The organism is Thermomonospora curvata DSM 43183 (genome assembly GCF_000024385.1).
Lineage (GTDB): Bacteria > Actinomycetota > Actinomycetes > Streptosporangiales > Streptosporangiaceae > Thermomonospora > Thermomonospora curvata.
In genome coordinates this window covers 3,253,609-3,273,172 of record NC_013510.1, presented here as the reverse complement: position 1 = coordinate 3,273,172, position 19,564 = coordinate 3,253,609, and the positions used below count along the sequence as shown (strand labels likewise).

The following is a 19,564-nucleotide window of genomic DNA, read 5'->3' as shown; positions in this document are numbered from 1 at the left end:
CATCGCAGGCCGCGGCATTGTCCCCGACTGCGAGGCCTCCGCCTGCGATCTGCGGGGACGGCGTGGTGAAAAGGCTCGGCAGGCCGAGGGTCAGTCCCGCCGCCCGGCGGGCGCGCCGAGGGCGCGCAGGGCGAAGCCGACCACCTGGTCGGCGGCCTCGGCGGGGCCGAGGCGGGCGGTCTGTGTCATCTGCTCCATGAACGCCTGACCCAGCGCCGCCTGGATGAAACGGGCGTCGCCTTCCGGATCGGCCCAGGGGAAGGAGCCGTCCGCCCGGCCGGCCCGCAGGATCTCGGCGATGGCCGCCTCCTGGGCGGCCACGAAGCGCTGGTGCTCGGCGGCGTAACCGCGGGCCCGCCGGGCTTCTGCGGAGGTCAGCACCAGCACCCGCCGCCGGCGGCGCGGGTCGGCCGTCAGGCGCAGCATCACATGGGCCATCACGCGCAGTGCTTCGGCCGGAGTGGCCGCCGCGGACGTCGCCTCCCGCAGCTCTGCCAGCAGGCGGTCGGCGTCCCGGCGGAACATGGCCAGCAGCAGCCCGTCCTTGGAGTCGAAGTGCCGGTAGAAGGCACGGGTCGACAGTCCCGCGGTGCTGAGGATGTCCGTGATCGACGCGGTCGCGCCATCGCTGTCGGCCAGGCAACGGTAGGCGGCCTCCATGATGCGCGCCCGCTCGGCGGCGGCCTGCTTCGGCGGCACGGCCACGCCCCCTTCCCGACATGCCGGGCCACGCGCCCGGCGCTGTGGCGGTCAGGGCGACAGAGTACCGGCGACACATCCGGTCGTAGGGTGACATTTGCCGATGTCCGGGAAACGGTGAGGTCACCGTTCGAAGACCGGCCGGCCGTCCTGGAACACCGCCCGGACGGGATCGGACGGGCCGGGTGCGGCCGGGAGAGTGAACGGCGCCACTTCGGCACCGTGTTACCGCGTCGTAGAAACCGTGCTTTCACAGGCCGGCCGAAGAGGGCATCGGCGGGGGAGTATATGCCCTGACCACGGATTTGTTGTTACTGTGTCGCAGATGCCCATGAATGGGCTATCCCCTAAGCTTCCGTGGAGTTGGCCGGACCGTGCCCCTGGGGGTGGGTGTGTCGCTGTTTCCTCCGACGACCTCCGGGGCGAGCAGGCGCTCTTCGCCGCCGTGGCGGCGGCGGGACCGATCATGGAGTGACGATCTTGTCGAAGCGTGACCAGACTCCGGGATCCCATCAACGTCCCCGCACCCGGGCCATGCGGAGCCGGATCGCGTTGCTGCTCGTCATCCCGCTGCTCTCGCTGATCACGCTGTGGGGGTTCGCCGCGAGCCTCACCCTGTCGGGCGTGCTGGCCAAACGGAACTTCAACACCCTCTACGACCGCGTCGGCACCCCGAGCGCCGCCGTCGCCCAGGTGCTCGAAGGGGAGCGCGCCGCGGCGGCCGCCCTGATGGGGGACCCGAGCACCGAGAACACCCGCAAGTTCCAGGAGGAGTCGGCCAAACTGGACGCGATCGTCGCCCGCTTCCGCAACCTGGCCTTCTCCAAAGAGGCCCGGGACGCGGTCGACGAGGACGGCCGGCGGGGCCTGGCCGCGCTCAACGAGGCGCTCGACACCCTCGGCACGCTGCGCTCACAGGTCAGGGCGAACGCCATCGACCCGGTGGCGGCCGTGGACGGCTACAGCCGGATCAGCGACGCGGCCTACCAGCTGCTGCTCACCATCTCCGACCTCAACGAGGTGGAGATCCAGCGGAACACCGCCGCGGTGATGCAGGCGTCCATGGCCCGCGACATGATGCTGCGCCAGGACGCCCTGCTGGCGGCGGTCCCCGCCGACGGCCGGCTGACCGGCGCCCAGCGCACCGCCTTCGCCCGGTGGGCCGGCAGCCGCGCCCAGTTCATGGCCATGTCGACCGTCGTCTTCCAGGGCGAGCTGCAAAAGCCCGTGCAGCGGCTGATCGGCTCCCCGGAGTTCGAGCGCTACCAGTCGCTGGAGGCCGGCGTGGTCTCCCACGGGGTGAATACCAGCGGCGGGGTCCGGCTGGCCGACTGGAAGGCCAGCACCGCGGCGCTGGCGCCGATGTGGTGGAACACCATCCACCAGACCGGTGAGGCGCTCAACAAGCGCACCCACGAGATCGGCGACCAGATCCAGCTGCGCTTCTACCTGGCCGGCGGGGTCGGCCTGCTGGCCGTCATCGCCGCGGTGACGCTGTCGGTGCTGTTCACCCGCAGCGTCTCCGGGGAGCTGCGCCGGCTGCAGCAGGCCGCCTACAGCCTGGCCCACGAACGGCTGCCGCGCGTGGTGGCGCGGCTGCGCCGCGGTGAAGAGGTGGACGTGGCGGCCGAGGCGCCCCGCCTGGCGGCCGGCCGCACCAGGGAGATCGCCGAGGTCGCCGACGCCTTCGCCGTCGTCCAGCGCACCGCCATCCAGACCGCCGTCGGCGAGGCCGAGCTGCGCAAGAACATCAACCGGGTCTTCATCAACCTGTCCTGGCGCAGCCAGTCCCTGCTGCAGCGGCAGCTGAAGCTGCTGGACACCATGGAGCGCCGCGCCTCCAGCCCCGAGGAGCTGGACGACCTGTTCAAGCTGGACCACCTGACCACCCGCATGCGGCGGCACGCCGAGGGCCTGGTGATCCTGGCCGGCTCGCCGACCGTGCGGGCCTGGGACCACCCGGTGCCGGCCGAGGACGTCGTCCGCGCCGCCATCGCCGAGGTGGAGGACTACACCCGGGTGGACGCCGTCGTCTCCTCGACCGACATGATCGCCGGTGCCGTGGTCGCCGACGTGATCCACCTGCTGGCCGAGCTGATCGAGAACGCCACCATCTTCTCCCCGCCCACCACCGAGGTGGTGGTGCGGGCCGACGCCGTGGCCAACGGACTGGCCGTGGAGATCATCGACCGCGGCATCGGCATGCACCCCGAGCAGCTGGCCGAGCTCAACCAGCGCCTGGCCGACCCGCCGGAGTTCGACCTGGCCGACACCGAGCAGCTGGGCCTGTTCGTGGTCGCCCGCCTGGCCGTCCGGCACGGCATCAAGGTCTCCCTGCAGCCGTCGCCCTACGGCGGCACCACCGCGGTCGTGCTGATCCCCGGCTCGCTGGTGGTCTCCGAACGGCAGCAGGCCCGGCAGGAACCGGTGGCGGTGCCGGCCGGGCCGGAGGGCGCCCGCCAGACCCACCACCCCCAGCCGCGGCACGCCCCCTCCGGCCGGCTGGGCCGCCCGGTGCGCGACCTGCCCGGCACCGGCCCGCTGGCCTCCGGCGGCCGCCACGCCGCCGGGAGGGGCGGCAACGGCGGGCACATCAGCGGCGATACCGGCCCCATCGGCGAGGCCACCGGGCCGATCGGCATCGTCCCGGCCACCGGCCCGGTCGAGCAGGGCACCGGCCCGCTCGATGTGACCCCCACAGAGGGCGAAGGTCCATTGCCGCGCCGCCGCCGGCAGGAAAACCTGGTGCCGCAGCTGCGCAGGGACCCCTCCCCGCAGATGTCCGCCGCGATGGACGAGGAGGACTTCGACGAGCCCAGCCCGGAGTACAGCCGTGACCTGATGTCGTCGCTGCAGGCCGGCTGGATGCGCGGCCGCGACGACGATGAGGAAACACCGGATCTCGATCAATGGAATGAGCGGGGGTAAGGCATGAACCAGCCGCAACAGGCCGGCGATCTCGGCTGGCTGCTCGACGACCTGGTGCAGCGGGTCGATGAGGTGCGCCAGGCCGTGCTGCTGTCGCGCGACGGTCTCGTCATGGGCGCATCCAGCGGCGTCACCCGCCGGGACGCCGAGTTCCTGGCCGCCCTGTCGTCGGGCTTCCACAGCCTGGCCAACGGCGCCCGCGAGCACTTCGCCGCCAAGCGGGTGCGGCAGACCGTCGTGGAGATGGACGGGCTGCTGTTCTTCATCGTGCCCGCCGGCAACGGCAGCTGCCTGGCCGTGCTGAGCGAGGCCGGCAACGCCGGCATGGTGGCCTACGAGACGGCGATGCTGATCAAGCGGGTCCGCCGGCACATGACCGCCGCCCCCCGCGCCGAGGCCGAGCAGCAGGCCGCCGAGCCGGTGACCCGAGCCCACCCCGCCCCCGGACCACGCTGAAACGCCCATGGAAACTCCCAAAGAGCGCTGGGTCGGCCGGGAGGCCGGGCCGCTGGTGCGCCCTTATGCCGTCACCCGAGGCCGGACCAGGCCGCGCGGCATCCGGTTCGACCTGGTCACCATCCTGGTCGCCACCGGCCGCCGCCCCGGCGACCACCTGCGCCTGACCCGCGAGCATCGCCGCCTGCTGGAGCTGTGCCGCCGGCCCTCCACCACCGCCGACCTGGCCTCGGACCTGGACCTGCCGCTGCGGGTCGTGCAGGTGCTGCTCGGCGACCTCTACCACCACGGCCTGATCGAGGAGCAGCGGCAGCCGAGCGCCGTCCATGCCGGCGGCACCGCCATGCCCGAACGACCCGATACCCGGCTACTGATGAGGGTGCTCGATGATCTCCGCCGCCTCTGACCAGCCCGCCTTCTCCGACGACCTGGACGACGTCCCGCGGGTGGCCCTGAAGATCCTGGTGGCGGGAGGGTTCGGGGTCGGCAAGACCACGCTGGTCGGCTCGGTCAGCGAGATCCGCCCGCTGCGCACCGAGGAGACGCTGACCGACGTCAGCGTCGGCGTCGACGACATCAGGGGCGTGGAGGGCAAGAGCACCACCACGGTGGCCATGGACTTCGGCCGGCTGACCTTCCCCGACGGCGTCCGCCTCTACCTGTTCGGCACCCCGGGCCAGGAGCGGTTCTGGTTCATGTGGGACGAGATCGCCTACGGTGCGGTGGGCGCCATCGTCCTGGCCGACACCCGCCGGCTGACCTCCAGCTTCGCCTCCATCGACTACTTCGAGCGGCGCGGGATGCCCTTCGTCGTCGCGGTCAACTGCTTCGACGGCGCCCGCCGCTACAGCGTGGAGACCATCCGCGAGGCACTGGACGTCGACCCGGGCGTCCCGGTGATGCTGTGTGACGCCCGGCGGCGGGAGTCGGTCAAGGAGGTCCTGGTCGCCCTGGTCGAGCACGCCATCCGGGTGTCGGAGCTGGAGGAGCAGCGGCGCTGACGCACCCGCTCGGGGAAGGGCGACCCTCGGCTCGCCGCGGCCTCGGCGGTGTTGCCGGCCGGGGCCGCGCCCGTCCCGGCACATCCCGACGCTCGGGCGGCGTCAGAGGAGACCGGCCGGCGCCCTCACTCCGCTGCGCGCCGATCGCAGGCGTCCTTGACCTTCTCCGGCTGCTCCGCACGCCGCGGATGTCACCGTGCCCGGCGGACCGCGGCGGTCACACGGCCCGGGGCATGGGCGCGGTCTGCTGGAGGAGATGGTCCACCACACCGGTCAGCCCGCCGCCGCGGGCGGCCCGGCGCTGCCGGGAGGCCCCGTCCCCGTGCTCGATCAGCCGGCGCAGCCAGCCGGTGACCCGCCCCAGGTCCCCGTGCCGCTCCAGGCCCGGCCGGGCCGTCTCCAGCAGCCGCTCGGCCAGCTCGACGGCCGGCAGCAGTTTGCCGGTGTGCACGTCCACCCCCGATCCGCTCAGCCCGTCGCGGGCGGCCCGCCAGTAGGCCAGGCGCAGCAGCTCCGGCCGCAGGTGCGGGCCGTCTTCGCCGCGGTCGACCGCCGGCAGCAGGCTGGTGATCAGGGCGCGCACCAGCGCGGCCAGCGCGGCGGACTCCTCGGCGGTGATCGGCACGTCGCTCACCCGCACCTCCAGGGTCGGCAGGTGCGCCGAGGGCCGGATGTCCCAGAAGACGTTGCCGACATCGACCAGCGCCCCGGCCTCCTGCATGGTGGCCACCAGCGTGTCGTAGTGCTCGGCGGACTCCAGGTAGGGCGGCGGGCCGGCCACCGGCCAGCGGCTCCACAGCAGGGTCCGCCAGCTGGCGTACCCGGTGTCGCGCTCGCACCAGTAAGGGGAGTTGGCGCCCAGCGCGATCAGCACCGGCAGGTGGGGGCGCAGATGGTTGCTCATCCGCACGGCCCGCTCCCGGTCGGCCATCTCCACATGGACGTGCAGCGCGCAGAAGGCCGCCTCGTGGTGCAGCCCGCGGAAGGTGGCGTTGCCCCGGTTCTGACGGGGTCCCTCGGTGATCGGGGAGGGGACCGCGCCGCCCAGCACCGGAGTGCCGCTGGCGATGACGCCCAGCCCGCCCCCGTCGGCCGCGGCGGCCAGGTGGGCGCGGTTGGCGGCGATCTGACCGGCCAGCTCGGCGGCCGTGGTGCAGGGCCTGGTGCGGCTCTCCACTTGCACCAGCGTGATCTCCCCGCAGACCCGGTCGCCGAGCCGGGCCGCGGCACGCTCGATCACCGCGGGTGCCCCCGCCACGGTGGCCCGGGTCCGGCGGTCGATGACCAGGAACTCCTCTTCCACTCCGAACCGGAGGGCTTCACCGTCCACGCTCATGTCCGTGCCCACCTCACCGCCGCCGCACGACCGCGGTGAGCGCCGCGGTCCGCTTCCAGGCTATGAAGCAGACCTGTCGTGAGCCATGGGGGAACGGGATGCCCCCGACCGCCGGCACGCCCCTCAGAGCCTGCCCGGGAGCGGTCCGCCGCCGCTGGGACGCACCACAGGACGCCCGGTGACCTGCCCCGACGTCGGACTTATGAATTTCTCACTTATGTGCTGTGAGTTTTTCACGCCGTATTGATGGCGGCGGCACTGTCCCCCTCACGGGTTTTGCTTTGCACTTGTTGAAGAGACATTCCTGTGACGGATGCTTCGGCGAGGGGAGAGCTTCGATGATGCGCATCAAGGTGCTGGGGCCCCTTGAAGCGACCAGGAACGGTCAATCGGTGGCGCCGACGGCGGCCAAGCCGCGGCAGATCCTGGCGTTGCTGGCGCTGCGCGCCGGCGAGGTGGTCCCGGTGCCCACCCTGGTGGAGGAGATCTGGGGGGAGGATCCGCCGCGCAGTGCGCTGACGACCATGCAGACCTACATTTTGCAGCTGCGCCGGCTCATCGGCCGTTCCTCCGACTCCGGATCGGCCAAAGACATCCTGGTCACCCGCTATAACGGCTACTTGTTCCCGGCCGATGCCGTGACGGTGGATGCCCAAGAGTACGAGAAACTGGCCGAGCAGGGCAACCGTGCCTGGGAGCGCGGAGACTACGTGGCGGCGGCCGAGCTGCTGCGCAAGGCGCTCGATATGTGGTCGGGGGAAGCGCTGGTCGATGTGCAGCGGGGCATGCCGCTGAGCGTCGAGGCGACACGCCTGGAGCAGAGCAGGATCGGGGTGCTGGAGACGCGCATCGACGCCGAGCTGCGGCTGGGCCGGCACCACGCGCTGCTGGGCGAGCTGGCCATGCTGGTCGCACGCAACCCGATGCACGAGAACCTATGCGCGAAGTTCATGATCGCCTTGTACCGCTCCGGGCAGCAGTGGCGCGCCCTGGAGGTCTTCCGGCAGCTGCGCATGGCGCTCGCCAATGAGCTCGGCGTGGAGCCCTCGGCCCGGCTGCAGCGGCTGCAGCGCTCGATCCTCTCGGCGGACCCGGCGCTGGACCTACCGGAGACCGGGGCCTTCGCCGCCATCCCCGCCTGATCGTCCGGCGATGCACGGGCCACCGCGGGAGCGGATCTGCCCCATGATCTGCTCCAGGGCGGCTTTTGGGGCAGAGCCGCTCCCCGCTTCCAGGCGGCCGGTGCGGAATGGGGAGACGGACCGACCCGCGCGGCGGGCCGGCCCTGGACGGGAGGTTCAGCCGGCGTCCACGGCGGTCGTGGTGAGCCGGACGGAGAAGACCTTCGGGTCCGAGGTGCTGACCGCTCGCAGCGCCAGCGCGTGCCGCTTGAACTCCGGCCGCGTCACCGCCGCCCGCAGCGAGGCCCCGTCGGTCCAGCGGGCGACGTTCACGTACGAGCGGGGCTCGTCGGTCTGGCGCAGCAAGTTGTGGTCGATGAACCCCGGCTGCTCGGCGAAATAGGCCGCGGTGGTGGCGAACGCACGCTCGAACTCCTCCGCCGAGCCGGTCACCGTGAACCGGTTGATCAGGGTGACCGGGCCGTCGGCCAGCTCGGCGGCGCGGGCCTTCATGTGCCGCGCCACCACGTCCCGGTACTGCGCCAGGGTCTCGCCCGGGCTGGGACCGTCGAGCGCGGAGTGGATGAACTCCGCGATCTCCCCGTGCCGGTCCAGCCCGCTGTGGGTGAGCGAAACGACCGTCCGGTCCGGGCCGTCGGGCCGGAAGTCGACCTCGATGAAGCTGGCCTTCTCATCGTCGTGGATCGGCTGCCAGTTCGGCCCGACACGCCAGGTCAGCACGATCCGGCGGGGCGGGTCCCACTCCACCACGGTGCCCCAGGCGATCTCGGTCCCGTCGGCGCCCCGCTCGTAGTAGCGGCCGCCCACCTTGGGCTCGATGGTGATGGATTGGCGGTTCTCGACGAACACGTGATGTTCAGGCCACCACTCGATCGGATGCTCGGCGAAGATGGCGAAGGCGCGCTCGATGGGCGCCTCCACCGTGACCTCCTTGCGGACGTCGGGAACTCGCTTCGGCTCGGCCATGAAGACCCTCCTGGACCATCGGGAATTCACCCGACAGGTTCGGAGCCGGCTCTCGAAAGCCGATGGAGCCGAGATGGACAGGGAAGGGCGGGCGTCTCGACCGGTGATGTAGAGGGTCTCAAGGCACCGCCGTGATGGTTCCGGTATGCGCATCCTGGTCACCGGAGCCGCCGGTTTCATCGGCTCGTACTACGTACGCGCAATGCTCGACGGCGAGTATCCCGGCTTCACCGACGCCAAGATCACCGTCGTCGACAAGCTCACCTATGCCGGGAACCGGGCCAATCTGCCGGCCTCGCACCCGCGGCTGGAGTTCGTCCAGGCCGATATCTGCCAGCAGTCCCTGCTGCTGGAGCTGGTGGACGGGCACGACGCCGTGGTGCACTTCGCCGCCGAGTCGCACGTGGACCGCTCGCTGGTGAACGCCGGCGACTTCGTCAGCACCAACGTGCTGGGCACCCAGAATCTCATGCACGCCTGCCTCGCCACCGGGGTCGCACGGGTGGTGCATGTGTCCACCGATGAGGTGTACGGCTCCATCGAGCAGGGGGCCTGGACGGAGGAGTGGCCGCTCAGCCCGAATTCCCCTTATGCCGCCTCCAAGGCCGCCAGCGACCTGATCGCGCTGTCCTACGCGCGCACCCACGGGCTGGACGTGTCGGTCACCCGCTGCTCCAACAACTACGGGCCCTACCAGCATGTGGAGAAGCTCATCCCGCTGTTCGTCACCAACCTGCTGAGCGGCGAGCCGGCCCCGCTGTATGGTGACGGCTCCCACGTACGCGAGTGGCTGCACGTGTCCGACCACTGCCGCGCCGTGCAGCTGGTGCTCACCTCGGGCCGGGCCGGGGAGGTCTACAACATCGGCGGGGGGACCGAGCGGACCAACCGGCAGATCGCCGAGGAACTGGTACGGCTGTGCGGCGCCGGCCCGGAGATGATCCGGCGGGTTCCGGACCGCAAGGGGCACGACCGGCGCTACGCCCTGGACGACTCCAAGATCCGCGCCGAACTGGGCTACGCGCCCCAGGTGCCGTTCGAAGAGGGACTGGCCGCCACTGTCGCCTGGTACCGGGATCATCCCGACTGGTGGAAGCCGCTCAGGGAGAGCGCCGGAACCGTCCGTGAATCCGCCGTTCACGCGCTGGGCACCTGAACCGCACGAGATCGCACACAAGACCGGGGAGGCCGGTATGTACGGGGCGGAGGCCGCCAAGATCTACGACGCCCAGCACCGGGCGCGCGGCAAGGACTACCGGGGCGAGGCGACCGAGGTCGCCGCCCAGATCAGGCGCCGGATGCCGGAGGCGCGTTCCGTGCTGGACGTGGCCTGCGGCACCGGCGGGCACCTGGAGCCGTTCCTGGACATGTTCGACGACGCCGAGGGCCTGGAGCTGTCGGAGCCCATGCTCGACATCGCCCGGGCCGCGCTGCCGGGGGTGAAGCTGCACCACGGCGACATGCGCGACTTCGACCTTGGCCGCACCTTCGACGCCGTCACCTGCCTGTTCGCCTCGATCGCCTATGTCACCAGCGAGGCGGAGCTGCACGCCGCGCTGCGCTGCTTCGCCCGCCATGTCGTGCCCGGCGGGGTGGTGGCGGTCGAACCCTGGTGGCTGCCGGAGAAGTTCATCGATCGCTACTGCTCGGGCGACGTGGTCGAGGCGGACGGCATGCTCATCGCCCGCGTGGCCCACACCGTCCGCGACGGGGACGCCTCGCGCATGGAGGTCCACTACACCGTCGTCGGCGCCGACACCGGCATCCGGCACTTCGCAGAGGTTCACCGGGCGATGCTGTTCGAGCGGCGGCAGTACGAGGAGGCGTTCACCGCGGCCGGCCTGGACGTCGAGTACATCGACGGCATCCAGTGCGGGCGCGGGCTGTTCGTCGGCGTCCGGCGGTGACGGCTCGACCGAGTGTCGACCCGTCCTGCAGGGGGTGGGCCGACCGTGGTCGCAGACCGCTCCACACGCCGATCCGGAGGGAAACATGGCCCGACTGCTGCACATCGACTCTTCGCCCATGGGCGACATGTCTGTCTCCCGCGGGCTGGCGGCGGCCTTCCGCGCCCGCTGGGAGGAGGAGCTTCCCACCGGCACCGTCGTCTACCGGGACGTGTGCGCCGACCCGCTCCCGCTGCTGGACCGGGACGCCATCATGACGTTCTACATGCCGGAGGAGGCCCGTACGCAGGCGCAGGCCGAGGCGGCACGGTACCGCACCGCGCTGGCCGAGGAGCTGCTGTCGGCCGACGCCGTGCTGGTGAGCGCGCCGATGCACAACTGGACCATTCCCGCGCACCTCAAGGCGTGGCTGGACCAGGTGCTGATCGATGGCGTGACCCTGGTCCAGCCGGGGGAGACGCACCCGCTGGCCGGCCGGCCGGCGACCGTGGTACTCGCCTACGGCGGCGGCTACACCCCCGACGCCCCGCTGGCCGGCTGGGACCACGTCGAGCCGTATCTGCGGACGGTCTTCGCAGGTGCCCTGCAGATGGAACTGTCGGTCATCACAGCGCAGCTGACGCTCGTCAACGAGCCGCCGGAGCTGGCGGAACTGGCGCGCAAGTCGCGGCGCGAGGCCGAGGCCGCCATCGAGGAGCGCGCCCGCAAGGTCGCCGCGCAGCTCGCCGGCTGAGCGACCCCTTCCCGCCGCGCGACCCGCACGGGCCGGTCACCGCCCCGCCGGCCGGTGCGGGAACGGGCCGGCGGATCGGTGAGCGCACAGGACCTTTTCAACACGTGGCCCAAGGTGCCGAAGCGGGGCCTCGGTGCGTCCGTTACCGCGACGTTTCCATCTCGACCTGCAGGGGCGGTGTGCCGGAAAAGGTCCACAGGGCGGGCGTGACGGGACCCGATCCGTAATACCGCCCCGTTGCGGCCCCGTTTCCGGGGCCGCAACAGCCCTGGCCGAGCCCTCTTCCCCTTCTCGTCGGCTTGTGGGAACAGCCCGCCGGGAAGGGCTCGGCCATTCGATATGCAGGAAAAGGAAAAGGGACATGGTCGATCCTCTGGGGCGGTCGTCGCGGCTGCCTTCGTTGACCGGGCTGCGCTTCGTCGCGGCGTCGCTGGTGCTGCTGTGCCACTGCGGGATCACCTTGCTGCCGCGAGTGGCCCCCGAGCGGGAATTTGAGATCGCACTCTTTTACGCCGCCGGCGCCGTCGGGGTGTCGTTCTTTTTCATCCTCAGCGGTTTCGTGCTGACCTGGGTCGCCACCGACTCCGACACCAAACTGCTGTTCTGGCGCCGCCGGGTCGTGAAGATCTTCCCCAACCACCTGGTGACCTTCGCCGCCGCCGTGGCGTTGATGCTGCTCACCGGGGCCGCGGTGACCTTCGGCAACACCGTCCCGGTGGCGCTGCTGGCGCACGCCTGGATCCCCGACCAGGGGGTGCTGCTGAACTTCTTCATCAACACCCCGTCCTGGTCGCTGGCCTGCGAGCTGTTCTTTTACCTGTCGTTCCCCTGGCTGCTGGCGTTGATCCGGCGGATCCGGCCGGAGCGGCTGTGGGCGTGCTTTGCGGCCGTGACGGCCGCGATCTTCGCGGTGCCGGCGGTGGCCGGCCTGCTGCCGGCCGGCGAGCGGATCTACGGGAGCGGCGAGCCGTGGCTGGGCGGGTGGTTCATGACCTTCTTCCCCCCGGTGCGGGCGCTGGAGTTCGTGCTGGGCATCCTGCTGGCGCGGATCGTCATCAGCGGACGCTGGATCCGGGTTCCGCTGACCGTCGCGGTTCCGCTGGCCATCGGCGGCTGTCTGCTGAGCGCCTGGCTGCCCGACCGGTTCGGGGAGGTGGCGGTGACCGTCATGCCGCTGGCCTTCGTGATCGCCGCCGCCGCGACCGCCGATATCGGGCGGCACGGCACCGTTTTCGGCGGCCGGACGATGGTCCGGCTCGGCGAGATCTCCTACGCCCTGTACCTGGTGCACTGGCTGGTGATCGCCTACGGCCCGATCGGCCGCTCAGACCCCCAGTGGGGGCAGAGCTGGGGGACGACTGCGACGGTGCCGGAGGCCCTGCTGCAGGCTTCGGTGACCATCGTGGTCAGTCTCGTCCTCGCCTGGCTGCTCTACACGCTGGTGGAGCGGCCGGCGATGCGCCGGTGGAGCCGCCCGGCGCATCGCCCGGGTTCCTCTTCGGCCGAGGTCCCCGCCGCCGTGGCGGGTCGGCCGGTCTCGTGAGGGAAGGCGGCCGGGAGGGCTTTCCAGTGCTCCCGGCCGCCCGCCGCGGCTTCAGCAGGGCGTCGGGCTGGTGCCGGTGCGGCGCATGTCCAGCCGCGAGGTGACGGTGTAGTAGAGGTTCCACTCGGCGTCGTACTGGGCGGACTCGCCCTTGCTGCGGAACCGCGGCCCGGTCTGCACGGCCTTCTGGGAGGTCGTCAGCCACCCGAGCGTCTCCCCGTCGGGGCCGTAGAACCGCTCGGTGGCGGTGAACGAGAAACGATTGCCGCCCGTGTGCCGCCATACCCCCGAGCCTTCGGCGCCGCCGGCCGGGTCGTCCTCGGGCACCAGGCACAGCGTGCCGTCGGCGAAGAAGGACATCGCCACCTCCTGCCGTCCGCCGTCCCAGGAGACCACTCCGGTCCAGGTGCCGACCGGGTGCCCCGTGCGACGGGCGGCCGCCTCCGCCGGCGTCGCTATGCAGATCCCGGCCACCACGGCGGCCGTTCCGGCCGCGACGCGCCATGCTGTGCGGATCACTTTCCCTCCCCGTGACGAATCGGTCAGCGACAGATATCAGGAATGAATCGGAGAATCGCTCGAAATTCGCTGGAGGGGACGGCGGGGGGCGGTTCCAGGTGTTCACCAGCACGGCCCGAGTGATTCCGCTGATCCTCAGAGGAAATCCATGGGCGAATCCGACCACAGGAGCGTGAAATGGCGGAACTGACCCTTGAGCGGCTCAAGGAGATGCTGCGCGTCAGCGCGGGGGAGGACGAGTCGATCCCGCTCGGCGACGACATCGCCGACACCAGCTTCAGCGAGCTGGGCTATGACTCCCTGGCCCTGCTGGAGACCGCGGCCTTGATCAAGCGGGAGTACGGCGTGGACGTCACCGACGCCATCGCCGACATCGAGACCCCGGCCGCTCTGCTGGACCTCGTCAACACCGGCTTGGCCGCGTGAGCGGCGGCAAGGAGACGGGCAGATGACCGACAGGCGAGTCGCCTTCGTCACCGGCGCCAGCAGCGGCATCGGCCTGGCGGTGACCCGCACCCTGGCCCGGCAGGGGATCGCGGTGTACGGATGCGCGCGGAACGCCGAGAAAATGGCGGCGACCGTCGGCCGGCTCACCGCCGAGGGCCTGGAGGTGTCGGGTGGCCCTTGCGACGTGACCTCCGGGGAGGAGGTGCGGGCCGCCGTGGCGGACGCCGTCGCTCGGTACGGGCGCATCGACATCCTGGTCAACAACGCCGGCCGCAGCGGGGGCGGAGAGATCGCCGCGCTCGATGAGCAGCTCTGGCTCGACGTGATCGACACCAACCTCAACGGTGTCTTCCGCGTCACCCGGGAGGTACTGGCCAACGGTGGGATGGGCAAGGACGGCTACGGGCGGATCATCAACATCGCCTCCACCGGAGGCAAGCAGGGCGTGATCTACGCCTCGCCGTACTCGGCCTCCAAGCACGGGGTGGTGGGTTTCACCAAGGCCGTGGGCCTGGAGCTGGCCAAGACCGGTATCACCGTCAACGCGGTGTGCCCCGGGTACGTCGAGACGCCGATGGCCGAGCGAGTCCGGGCCGGCTATGCCGAGTACTGGGGCATCACCGAGCAGGAGGTGCTCGAAAGGTTCAACGCCAAGATTCCGCTGGGCCGTTACTCCACTCCGGAAGAGGTGGCCGGCCTGGTCGCGTACCTGGTGACCGATACCGCCGCCTCCATCACCGCGCAGGCGCTCAACGTCTGCGGCGGACTCGGCAACTACTGAGCCCTTTCCGCCTTCGGCCCCCGCGGATGAGGGCTCCCCGTCCCCGTGGCGGGATCCGCCCAGGCCCGGCGTCCGGGAAGCCGGGCCTGGGACCTGCCGGGGCCTTCGTCCCGCCGGTGTCCGGGACGGTACGGCGGGGCGTTCACTCCCCGACCGGGCGGAACCGGATGTCGTGGACCTCGCAGTCGGCGGCACCGAAGCGCAGCAGCCGCTCGCCCTCGGCGAGGACCTCCGCCTCCTGTCGTTTGGACAGTGGCTCGAACAGCCGGATGTCCAGTGTGGCGGTCTTCTTGGCCCGCTTGATGGCCCACAGCCCGCGCACGAAGCCGTCCACCGTCATCGTCGCGTCGATCCAGGCGTACTTGCGCTGCTCCTCGGTCACGATGCGGGAGCGGTCGTGGTAGCTGAGCACCACGTTGTCGAGCGCGGCCAGAAAGCGCACCGGGGCGGGCACGTCCGGGTCGGGGCGCGGTGCGTCGGGCAGGTCGAACAGTTCCCGCCCGTTTTCGTCCCGGAAGGTGCGCAGTTTCGGCCGCAGCGGCTCGAAGGCCTCCTTCAGCCCGGTCAGCCCGCTCCAGGCCCGCACGTCGCTGACCGTGGCCGGGCCGAAGGCCGCCAGGTAGCGCCGGATGAGGTCCTGCACCGACGGTTCTTTCGACAGCGGCCGGCCCAGCCAGTGCTCGGCGAGCGCGAACGGCGTGGCACCACGCCGCCGCCACAGGCCGTCGGGCGGCGGATGCAGGACCGGCAGCAGGTGCTGGGCCGACCGCGCCAGCGCCACCTGATCCCGTCCGGGCCACCGCTCGGCCAGTGCCCTGCCCAGCTCGGGGCGGGTCACCGTGCCGGATCCGATGATCTCGCGAGCGGCCCGGGCCAGTTCGGCCAGGTCGATGCCTTCGGTCTGGCGGCGGAAGGTCCCGTTCTGCAAGGTGGCCAGCAGCTTGTCGAACAGCGGCCGGAATCGCACGTAGTCGTCGGCGGTGAGCAGGTGCTGGGTGCCGCGGAAGAGCATCGCCCGCACCACTTGGCGATCGTGCAGCAGCCGGACCAGGTCCTCGATTTGGAAGCCCTCGATCCGCGACCACAGGCCGAAGTAGGGCGGGTCCGGGTCCTGGCCCTGCAGGCCGACCAGATGCTCGATCACCTTGGCGGGCGGCCAGTCGACCCGGCGCAGCAGTAGCTGGCGCTCCAGCGTCGCCCGGTTGAGCGCCCGGCGGCTCAGGGTCTCCATCACGTCCTTTCAAACGTCGACCGGGTCTCCAGCGGCGTTCAAGGGATGTTATCGATGCTGCCAGCGGGTGACACCGATTTCCCCGGCACCGGCTCGAGCATCGCTGGAATCCCGCTGAACTCTTTTCCGCACGCGGCCTGTGAGCCCGTGCGGCCGTGCCCGCCGGGATCGTGGGGGAAAGCCGGCCGTCACGATGACGAGCAGGCAGAACGGCGTGTTGAAAAAGGTTCACTGGAGCGGAGCGAGGAATGCGAGTACGTGAACTCGCGGTGGCCGGTGCGTTCGAGTTCGTCCCCCCGATCTTCCGGGACGCCCGCGGGCAGGTGGTGACGCCCTTCCACGGAGAGGGGTTCTCCCGGGTGGGCGGGCACCGGGCGTTCCCGGTGGCGCAGACGATTCACAGCGTGTCCCGGCGCGGCGTGGTGCGCGGCGTGCACTTCACCGTCACTCCGCCGGGCCGGACGGCCAAGTACGTCTTCTGCCCCCATGGCAGGGTGCTCGACATCGTGGTGGACCTCAGGCTCGGGTCGCCGACGTTCGGCCGCTATGACGCCGTGCCGCTCGGCCCGGACGACTGCCGGGCCGTGTACCTGCCGGTGGGGGTGGGGCACGCCTTTGTCGCCCTGCGGGACGGCTCGGTGATGTCCTATCTGCTCTCTGAGTGCTTCACCCCCGAGAATGAGCGGGAACTGTCGGTGTTCGATCCGCGGCTGCGCCTGCCCATTCCCTCTGATATCGAACCGATCCTGTCCGAACGGGACCGGAAGGCACCGACCCTGGAACAGGTCATGGCCGCCGGCGAGCTGCCGGAATACGCCGACTGCCTGCGCATCGAAGCCGATATTTTCGGTGCATATGGAAATGCGGCGGTATAGTCGCAAAGTGTGGCTATGTCCAAAATTTGGGTGCCTGTCGAGTCGTGGTCAAGCCGGTCTCCAGAGTGATTTCCTAACTTCCGGGCATGAAGATCTTGATGAACACCGGCCCGGCGCACCCGCTGTTCTTCCCGATCGTTCCCCTGGCGTGGGCGCTGCGCGCGGCCGGTCATGAGGTGCTGGTCGCGACCGCGGAGAGTTTCGAGGAGACCGTACGACAGTCCGGACTGGCCATGACTCCAGTGTGCGGCTCGCTGGACATGGGCGATGTCATGGCCAGGGACCGGGAGGGCAACATCGTCCGCCCGCCCGACTCCTACGAGGGCATGACGGTCGAGATCGGGCGGGGCTTCGGCAGGCTGGCCGCCCGTACCGTCGACGGCCTGCGCGACCTGGTCGCCCGGTGGCGGCCGGACGCCATCGTCACCGAGTCCTACTCCTTCGCCGCCGTCGCCGCGGCCGCGCGGCTGCACGGCGTGCCGTGGATCAAGCACACCGTCGGCCCCGGTGACCTGCCGATCGTCACCTCCGCGACCCGGGAGCTGGCTCCTGAGCTGGAGCGGCTGGGCCTGGACGGGCTGCCGGAACCGGACCTGATCATCGACAACTGCCCGCCGCTGCTGGGCGAGATCACCGAGGGTGCGCAGCAGGTGCGGTACGTGCCCTACGGGGAGCCCGGTGCGATCCCCGACTGGGCGCTGCAGGAGCGGACCCGCCCGCGGGTGCTGGTCACCCTCGGCTCGGTGCAGCCGCAGATCGGCGGGCTGCCGATGCTGGCCCAGATGCTGGGGGCCCTGTCGTCCCTGGACGCCGAGCTGGTCGTGGCGGTGGCCGACCACCTGGTGGAGGGCCTGGGTCCGTTGCCGGACAACGTCATCGCCGCCGGCTGGGTGTCGCTGACCTCCGCGCTGCCCGGCTGTGACGCCGTGGTGCACCACGGCGGTCCGGGCACCATGCTGGCCAGCCTCTGCCAGGGCCTGCCCCAGGTGGTCATCCCCGGCCGCGGCAAGCCGATCGATGCGGTGCGCCGGCTGGCCGAGTTCGGCGCGGTGCACCACCTGCCGCCCGCCGAGCTGACTCCTGAGCGGCTGCTGGAGTCCTGCCGGGCCCTGCTGGAGGAGCCCGGCTACGCCAAGCAGGCCGTCGCGGCGCGGGAGGAGATCGCCGGTCTGCCGTCGCCCGCCGCGATGGTGCCGGTCATCGAACGCCTGGTGGCGGACGCTCGATGAGACGCCCGACGCCCGGAGCGGCACCGCACGGGCGGCGGGCGGTCGTGCTGGGCGGCACCGGCTGGCTCGGCCGGCACGTCTGTGCCGAGCTGGCCCGCCGCGGCTATGGGCTCATCGCGGTGGCCCGCCACCCGGCGCCCCATGCGGCGGGCCACCGGTTCGTCTCGCTGGACCTGGAGACCGCCACCGCCGAGCGGATCGGCGCGCTGCTGGCGCGGGAGCGGGCGCACCTGATCGTCAACGCCACGGATGCGGCGAACGCCACCGACGGCTGGGACCGGACGGAGGAGGAGATGGTCCGGATGAATCTGGACCTGGTGCGGCGGCTGCTGGCCGGAATCGGCTCCCTGCCGTGGCGTCCCCGCCTGGTGCACATCGGCACCGTGCACGAGTACGGGGACGTCCCCGTCGGCACGTCGGTCGGCGAGCACACCCGGCCGAACCCGCGCACGCCCTACGCCAGGACGAAGCTCGCCGGCTCGCAGGCGGTGCTGCGGGCCGCCCGGACCGGCGAGGTCGACGCCCTGGTGCTGCGGTCGGCCAACATCAGCGGTCCCCACCCGTCCCCGGAGAGCTTCCCCGGCAAGCTGGTGGCGATGCTGCGCGCGGCGCTGGCCGAGGGCGGTGTCATGTCGGTCACCGTCACCGACACCCGGCGTGACTACGTGGACGTCCGCGACGTCGCCCGAGCCGTCGCCCTGGCGGCCGAGGCGGACTGCCCGGGCCGGGCGATCGCCATCGGCAGCGGACGGGCCGTCGCCGCGCGGACCCTGGTGGAGACGTTCGCCGCGGTGACCGGCCATCCGGTGCGCATCGTCGCCGCCGAGGACCGGCGGGCCGCCGGCCTGGGCGGAGCATGGATGCGAGTCGATCCCCGGCCCGCCGCCGAGCTGCTCGGCTGGCGGGCCCGCATCGACCTGGCGGACTCGCTGCGGGCCATGTGGGAACAGGCCGCGGTCCCGGCGACCGGGCGGTGAGGAGCGCAGGACACGGTGAAGGGTCCGGGCCGGCCGGCCCGGACCCTTCGTCCGTCGGCGATCGTCAGACGGCGCGCCTCATTTGAGCACCCCGACGAACAACCCGCAGTCAAAGCGCCCGTCCGTCAGGTACTCGACGGCGAAACCGGCCCGCTCGAAGGCCCTCTCGTACTCCTCCCGGGTGAACAGCCTCATCAAATGCAGGTCCGTGAAGTGCCGGATGCCGGCCGACTTGTCGGCGACGATGTAGTGCACCGTGATCGGCACCTGCCGGCCGTTCCTGGTGGAGTGCGAGACCCGGGCCACCACCCGGTCACCACAGGAGACCAGGTCACGGGCGATGTAGCCGTCGATGAAACGCTCGGGAAAGTACCAGGGCTCGATCACCAGGACGCCGCCGGGGCTCAAGTGCCGGGCCAGGCGGCTCAGCGTGGCCTCCAGCTCTCCCGTCGACCCCAGGTAGCCGATGGAGCTGAACATGCACATGGCTGCGTCGTAGGTGCGGCCCAGGTCGAAGTCGCGCATGTCGCCCCGGTGCACCGGGACGCCGGGCAGCGCCTCCCGCGCCTTGGCGATCATGTGCTCGGACAGCTCCAGCCCTTCGACGGTCTCAAAGCGCTCCCGGGTGAAGGCCAGGTGCGCACCGGTCCCGCAGGCCACGTCCAGCAGCGACACCGCGTCCGGCCTGCGGGCCAGCACCAGTTCGCTCACCTCGGCGGCCTCGGCGGCGTAGTCCTTGCCCCGGCCCCGGTACACCATGTCGTAGATCTCGGCGAGGTCTGCCTCGTACATGG

Annotated in this window: 20 protein-coding genes; 14 read left to right on the top strand and 6 right to left on the bottom strand. The window is 71.2% G+C overall.

Annotated features, from left to right (window positions below; translation table 11 throughout):
• Positions 1–90 precede the first annotated feature (90 nt).
• Positions 91–705: a TetR/AcrR family transcriptional regulator gene (locus TCUR_RS13835; RefSeq protein ID WP_041439735.1), complete on the bottom strand. Its 615-nt coding sequence runs from the start codon at positions 703–705 to the stop codon at positions 91–93.
• A 528-nt stretch (positions 706–1,233) separates the two neighbouring features.
• Here TCUR_RS13835 and TCUR_RS13830 point away from each other — a divergent pair.
• The 4 genes from TCUR_RS13830 to TCUR_RS13815 are packed head-to-tail and all read left to right on the top strand — an operon-like array spanning position 1,234 to position 5,084.
• Entirely contained in the window at positions 1,234–3,627 is a 2,394-nt protein-coding gene (locus TCUR_RS13830) for a sensor histidine kinase (RefSeq protein ID WP_012853135.1), read from the top strand.
• A 3-nt stretch (positions 3,628–3,630) separates the two neighbouring features.
• Complete coding sequence (locus TCUR_RS13825) at positions 3,631–4,083, top strand: roadblock/LC7 domain-containing protein (protein WP_012853134.1); 453 nt, start codon at positions 3,631–3,633, stop codon at positions 4,081–4,083.
• Between the two features lie 7 nt (positions 4,084–4,090).
• Complete coding sequence (locus tag TCUR_RS13820) at positions 4,091–4,489, top strand: DUF742 domain-containing protein (protein ID WP_012853133.1); 399 nt, start codon at positions 4,091–4,093, stop codon at positions 4,487–4,489.
• Positions 4,470–5,084, top strand: coding sequence for a GTP-binding protein (locus tag TCUR_RS13815; RefSeq protein WP_012853132.1), 615 nt, complete (start codon positions 4,470–4,472; stop codon positions 5,082–5,084). The genes TCUR_RS13820 and TCUR_RS13815 overlap by 20 nt, the downstream gene beginning before the upstream one ends.
• A gap of 217 nt (positions 5,085–5,301) precedes the next feature.
• Here the strand turns inward: TCUR_RS13815 and TCUR_RS13810 are convergent, their stop codons facing one another.
• Positions 5,302–6,420 (bottom strand): carboxylate-amine ligase, encoded by a 1,119-nt coding sequence (locus TCUR_RS13810; RefSeq protein ID WP_012853131.1) that lies wholly within the window; start codon positions 6,418–6,420, stop codon positions 5,302–5,304.
• A 392-nt stretch (positions 6,421–6,812) separates the two neighbouring features.
• Between TCUR_RS13810 and TCUR_RS13805 the strand changes: the two genes are divergently transcribed.
• Positions 6,813–7,562 carry an AfsR/SARP family transcriptional regulator gene (locus tag TCUR_RS13805; protein WP_245536859.1) on the top strand — a complete coding sequence of 250 codons (750 nt, stop codon included), beginning with the start codon at positions 6,813–6,815 and terminating at the stop codon, positions 7,560–7,562.
• A 156-nt stretch (positions 7,563–7,718) separates the two neighbouring features.
• Here TCUR_RS13805 and TCUR_RS26530 read toward each other — a convergent pair whose 3' ends face one another.
• Positions 7,719–8,528 carry an antibiotic biosynthesis monooxygenase gene (locus TCUR_RS26530; protein ID WP_012853129.1) on the bottom strand — a complete coding sequence of 270 codons (810 nt, stop codon included), beginning with the start codon at positions 8,526–8,528 and terminating at the stop codon, positions 7,719–7,721.
• Positions 8,529–8,673: 145 nt separating this feature from the next.
• On the opposite strand from TCUR_RS26530, the gene rfbB reads away from it, so the two are divergent.
• The 4 genes from rfbB (at position 8,674) to TCUR_RS13780 (ending at position 12,711) form a co-directional block, all read left to right on the top strand.
• Positions 8,674–9,684 carry a dTDP-glucose 4,6-dehydratase gene (gene rfbB / locus TCUR_RS13795; RefSeq protein WP_012853128.1) on the top strand — a complete coding sequence of 337 codons (1,011 nt, stop codon included), beginning with the start codon at positions 8,674–8,676 and terminating at the stop codon, positions 9,682–9,684.
• 37 nt (positions 9,685–9,721) lie between these two features.
• Positions 9,722–10,435 carry a class I SAM-dependent methyltransferase gene (locus TCUR_RS13790; protein WP_012853127.1) on the top strand — a complete coding sequence of 238 codons (714 nt, stop codon included), beginning with the start codon at positions 9,722–9,724 and terminating at the stop codon, positions 10,433–10,435.
• A gap of 85 nt (positions 10,436–10,520) precedes the next feature.
• Positions 10,521–11,168 (top strand): FMN-dependent NADH-azoreductase, encoded by a 648-nt coding sequence (locus TCUR_RS13785; protein ID WP_012853126.1) that lies wholly within the window; start codon positions 10,521–10,523, stop codon positions 11,166–11,168.
• A gap of 361 nt (positions 11,169–11,529) precedes the next feature.
• Positions 11,530–12,711: an acyltransferase family protein gene (locus TCUR_RS13780; protein ID WP_012853125.1), complete on the top strand. Its 1,182-nt coding sequence runs from the start codon at positions 11,530–11,532 to the stop codon at positions 12,709–12,711.
• Positions 12,712–12,762: 51 nt separating this feature from the next.
• Here TCUR_RS13780 and TCUR_RS13775 read toward each other — a convergent pair whose 3' ends face one another.
• Positions 12,763–13,230: a hypothetical protein gene (locus TCUR_RS13775; RefSeq protein WP_012853124.1), complete on the bottom strand. Its 468-nt coding sequence runs from the start codon at positions 13,228–13,230 to the stop codon at positions 12,763–12,765.
• A gap of 177 nt (positions 13,231–13,407) precedes the next feature.
• Between TCUR_RS13775 and TCUR_RS13770 the strand changes: the two genes are divergently transcribed.
• A complete protein-coding gene (locus tag TCUR_RS13770) occupies positions 13,408–13,656 on the top strand; it encodes an acyl carrier protein (protein WP_012853123.1) in 249 nt (82 codons plus the stop codon).
• Between the two features lie 22 nt (positions 13,657–13,678).
• Positions 13,679–14,458, top strand: coding sequence for a 3-oxoacyl-ACP reductase (locus TCUR_RS13765; protein ID WP_012853122.1), 780 nt, complete (start codon positions 13,679–13,681; stop codon positions 14,456–14,458).
• A gap of 142 nt (positions 14,459–14,600) precedes the next feature.
• Here the strand turns inward: TCUR_RS13765 and TCUR_RS13760 are convergent, their stop codons facing one another.
• Positions 14,601–15,689, bottom strand: a complete 1,089-nt coding sequence (locus tag TCUR_RS13760; RefSeq protein ID WP_012853121.1) for a winged helix DNA-binding domain-containing protein — start codon at positions 15,687–15,689, stop codon at positions 14,601–14,603.
• 248 nt (positions 15,690–15,937) lie between these two features.
• On the opposite strand from TCUR_RS13760, the gene TCUR_RS13755 reads away from it, so the two are divergent.
• The 3 genes from TCUR_RS13755 (at position 15,938) to TCUR_RS13745 (ending at position 18,770) form a co-directional block, all read left to right on the top strand.
• Entirely contained in the window at positions 15,938–16,564 is a 627-nt protein-coding gene (locus TCUR_RS13755; RefSeq protein ID WP_012853120.1) for a dTDP-4-dehydrorhamnose 3,5-epimerase family protein, read from the top strand.
• A gap of 86 nt (positions 16,565–16,650) precedes the next feature.
• Positions 16,651–17,793 carry a nucleotide disphospho-sugar-binding domain-containing protein gene (locus TCUR_RS13750; RefSeq protein WP_012853119.1) on the top strand — a complete coding sequence of 381 codons (1,143 nt, stop codon included), beginning with the start codon at positions 16,651–16,653 and terminating at the stop codon, positions 17,791–17,793.
• Positions 17,790–18,770 carry an NAD-dependent epimerase/dehydratase family protein gene (locus TCUR_RS13745; protein WP_012853118.1) on the top strand — a complete coding sequence of 327 codons (981 nt, stop codon included), beginning with the start codon at positions 17,790–17,792 and terminating at the stop codon, positions 18,768–18,770. The genes TCUR_RS13750 and TCUR_RS13745 overlap by 4 nt, the downstream gene beginning before the upstream one ends.
• A 78-nt stretch (positions 18,771–18,848) precedes the next feature.
• Here TCUR_RS13745 and TCUR_RS13740 read toward each other — a convergent pair whose 3' ends face one another.
• Positions 18,849–19,562, bottom strand: coding sequence for a class I SAM-dependent methyltransferase (locus TCUR_RS13740; protein WP_012853117.1), 714 nt, complete (start codon positions 19,560–19,562; stop codon positions 18,849–18,851).
• Positions 19,563–19,564: the final 2 nt, after the last annotated feature.

What these genes read in the sequence shown, in the direction of transcription:
- TCUR_RS13750 (WP_012853119.1), top strand. Translation starts at nt 16,651, where the DNA reads ATGAAGATCTTGATGAACACCGGCCCGGCGCACCCGCTGTTCTTCCCG.
- TCUR_RS13810 (WP_012853131.1), bottom strand. Translation starts at nt 6,420, where the DNA reads ATGAGCGTGGACGGTGAAGCCCTCCGGTTCGGAGTGGAAGAGGAGTTC.
- TCUR_RS13745 (WP_012853118.1), top strand. Translation starts at nt 17,790, where the DNA reads ATGAGACGCCCGACGCCCGGAGCGGCACCGCACGGGCGGCGGGCGGTC.
- TCUR_RS13820 (WP_012853133.1), top strand. Translation starts at nt 4,091, where the DNA reads ATGGAAACTCCCAAAGAGCGCTGGGTCGGCCGGGAGGCCGGGCCGCTG.
- TCUR_RS13740 (WP_012853117.1), bottom strand. Translation starts at nt 19,562, where the DNA reads ATGTACGAGGCAGACCTCGCCGAGATCTACGACATGGTGTACCGGGGC.
- rfbB (WP_012853128.1), top strand. Translation starts at nt 8,674, where the DNA reads ATGCGCATCCTGGTCACCGGAGCCGCCGGTTTCATCGGCTCGTACTAC.
- TCUR_RS13785 (WP_012853126.1), top strand. Translation starts at nt 10,521, where the DNA reads ATGGCCCGACTGCTGCACATCGACTCTTCGCCCATGGGCGACATGTCT.
- TCUR_RS13825 (WP_012853134.1), top strand. Translation starts at nt 3,631, where the DNA reads ATGAACCAGCCGCAACAGGCCGGCGATCTCGGCTGGCTGCTCGACGAC.
- TCUR_RS13830 (WP_012853135.1), top strand. Translation starts at nt 1,234, where the DNA reads ATGCGGAGCCGGATCGCGTTGCTGCTCGTCATCCCGCTGCTCTCGCTG.
- TCUR_RS13780 (WP_012853125.1), top strand. Translation starts at nt 11,530, where the DNA reads ATGGTCGATCCTCTGGGGCGGTCGTCGCGGCTGCCTTCGTTGACCGGG.
- TCUR_RS13815 (WP_012853132.1), top strand. Translation starts at nt 4,470, where the DNA reads ATGATCTCCGCCGCCTCTGACCAGCCCGCCTTCTCCGACGACCTGGAC.
- TCUR_RS13755 (WP_012853120.1), top strand. Translation starts at nt 15,938, where the DNA reads ATGCGAGTACGTGAACTCGCGGTGGCCGGTGCGTTCGAGTTCGTCCCC.
- TCUR_RS13760 (WP_012853121.1), bottom strand. Translation starts at nt 15,689, where the DNA reads ATGGAGACCCTGAGCCGCCGGGCGCTCAACCGGGCGACGCTGGAGCGC.
- TCUR_RS13770 (WP_012853123.1), top strand. Translation starts at nt 13,408, where the DNA reads ATGGCGGAACTGACCCTTGAGCGGCTCAAGGAGATGCTGCGCGTCAGC.
- TCUR_RS26530 (WP_012853129.1), bottom strand. Translation starts at nt 8,528, where the DNA reads ATGGCCGAGCCGAAGCGAGTTCCCGACGTCCGCAAGGAGGTCACGGTG.
- TCUR_RS13765 (WP_012853122.1), top strand. Translation starts at nt 13,679, where the DNA reads ATGACCGACAGGCGAGTCGCCTTCGTCACCGGCGCCAGCAGCGGCATC.
- TCUR_RS13790 (WP_012853127.1), top strand. Translation starts at nt 9,722, where the DNA reads ATGTACGGGGCGGAGGCCGCCAAGATCTACGACGCCCAGCACCGGGCG.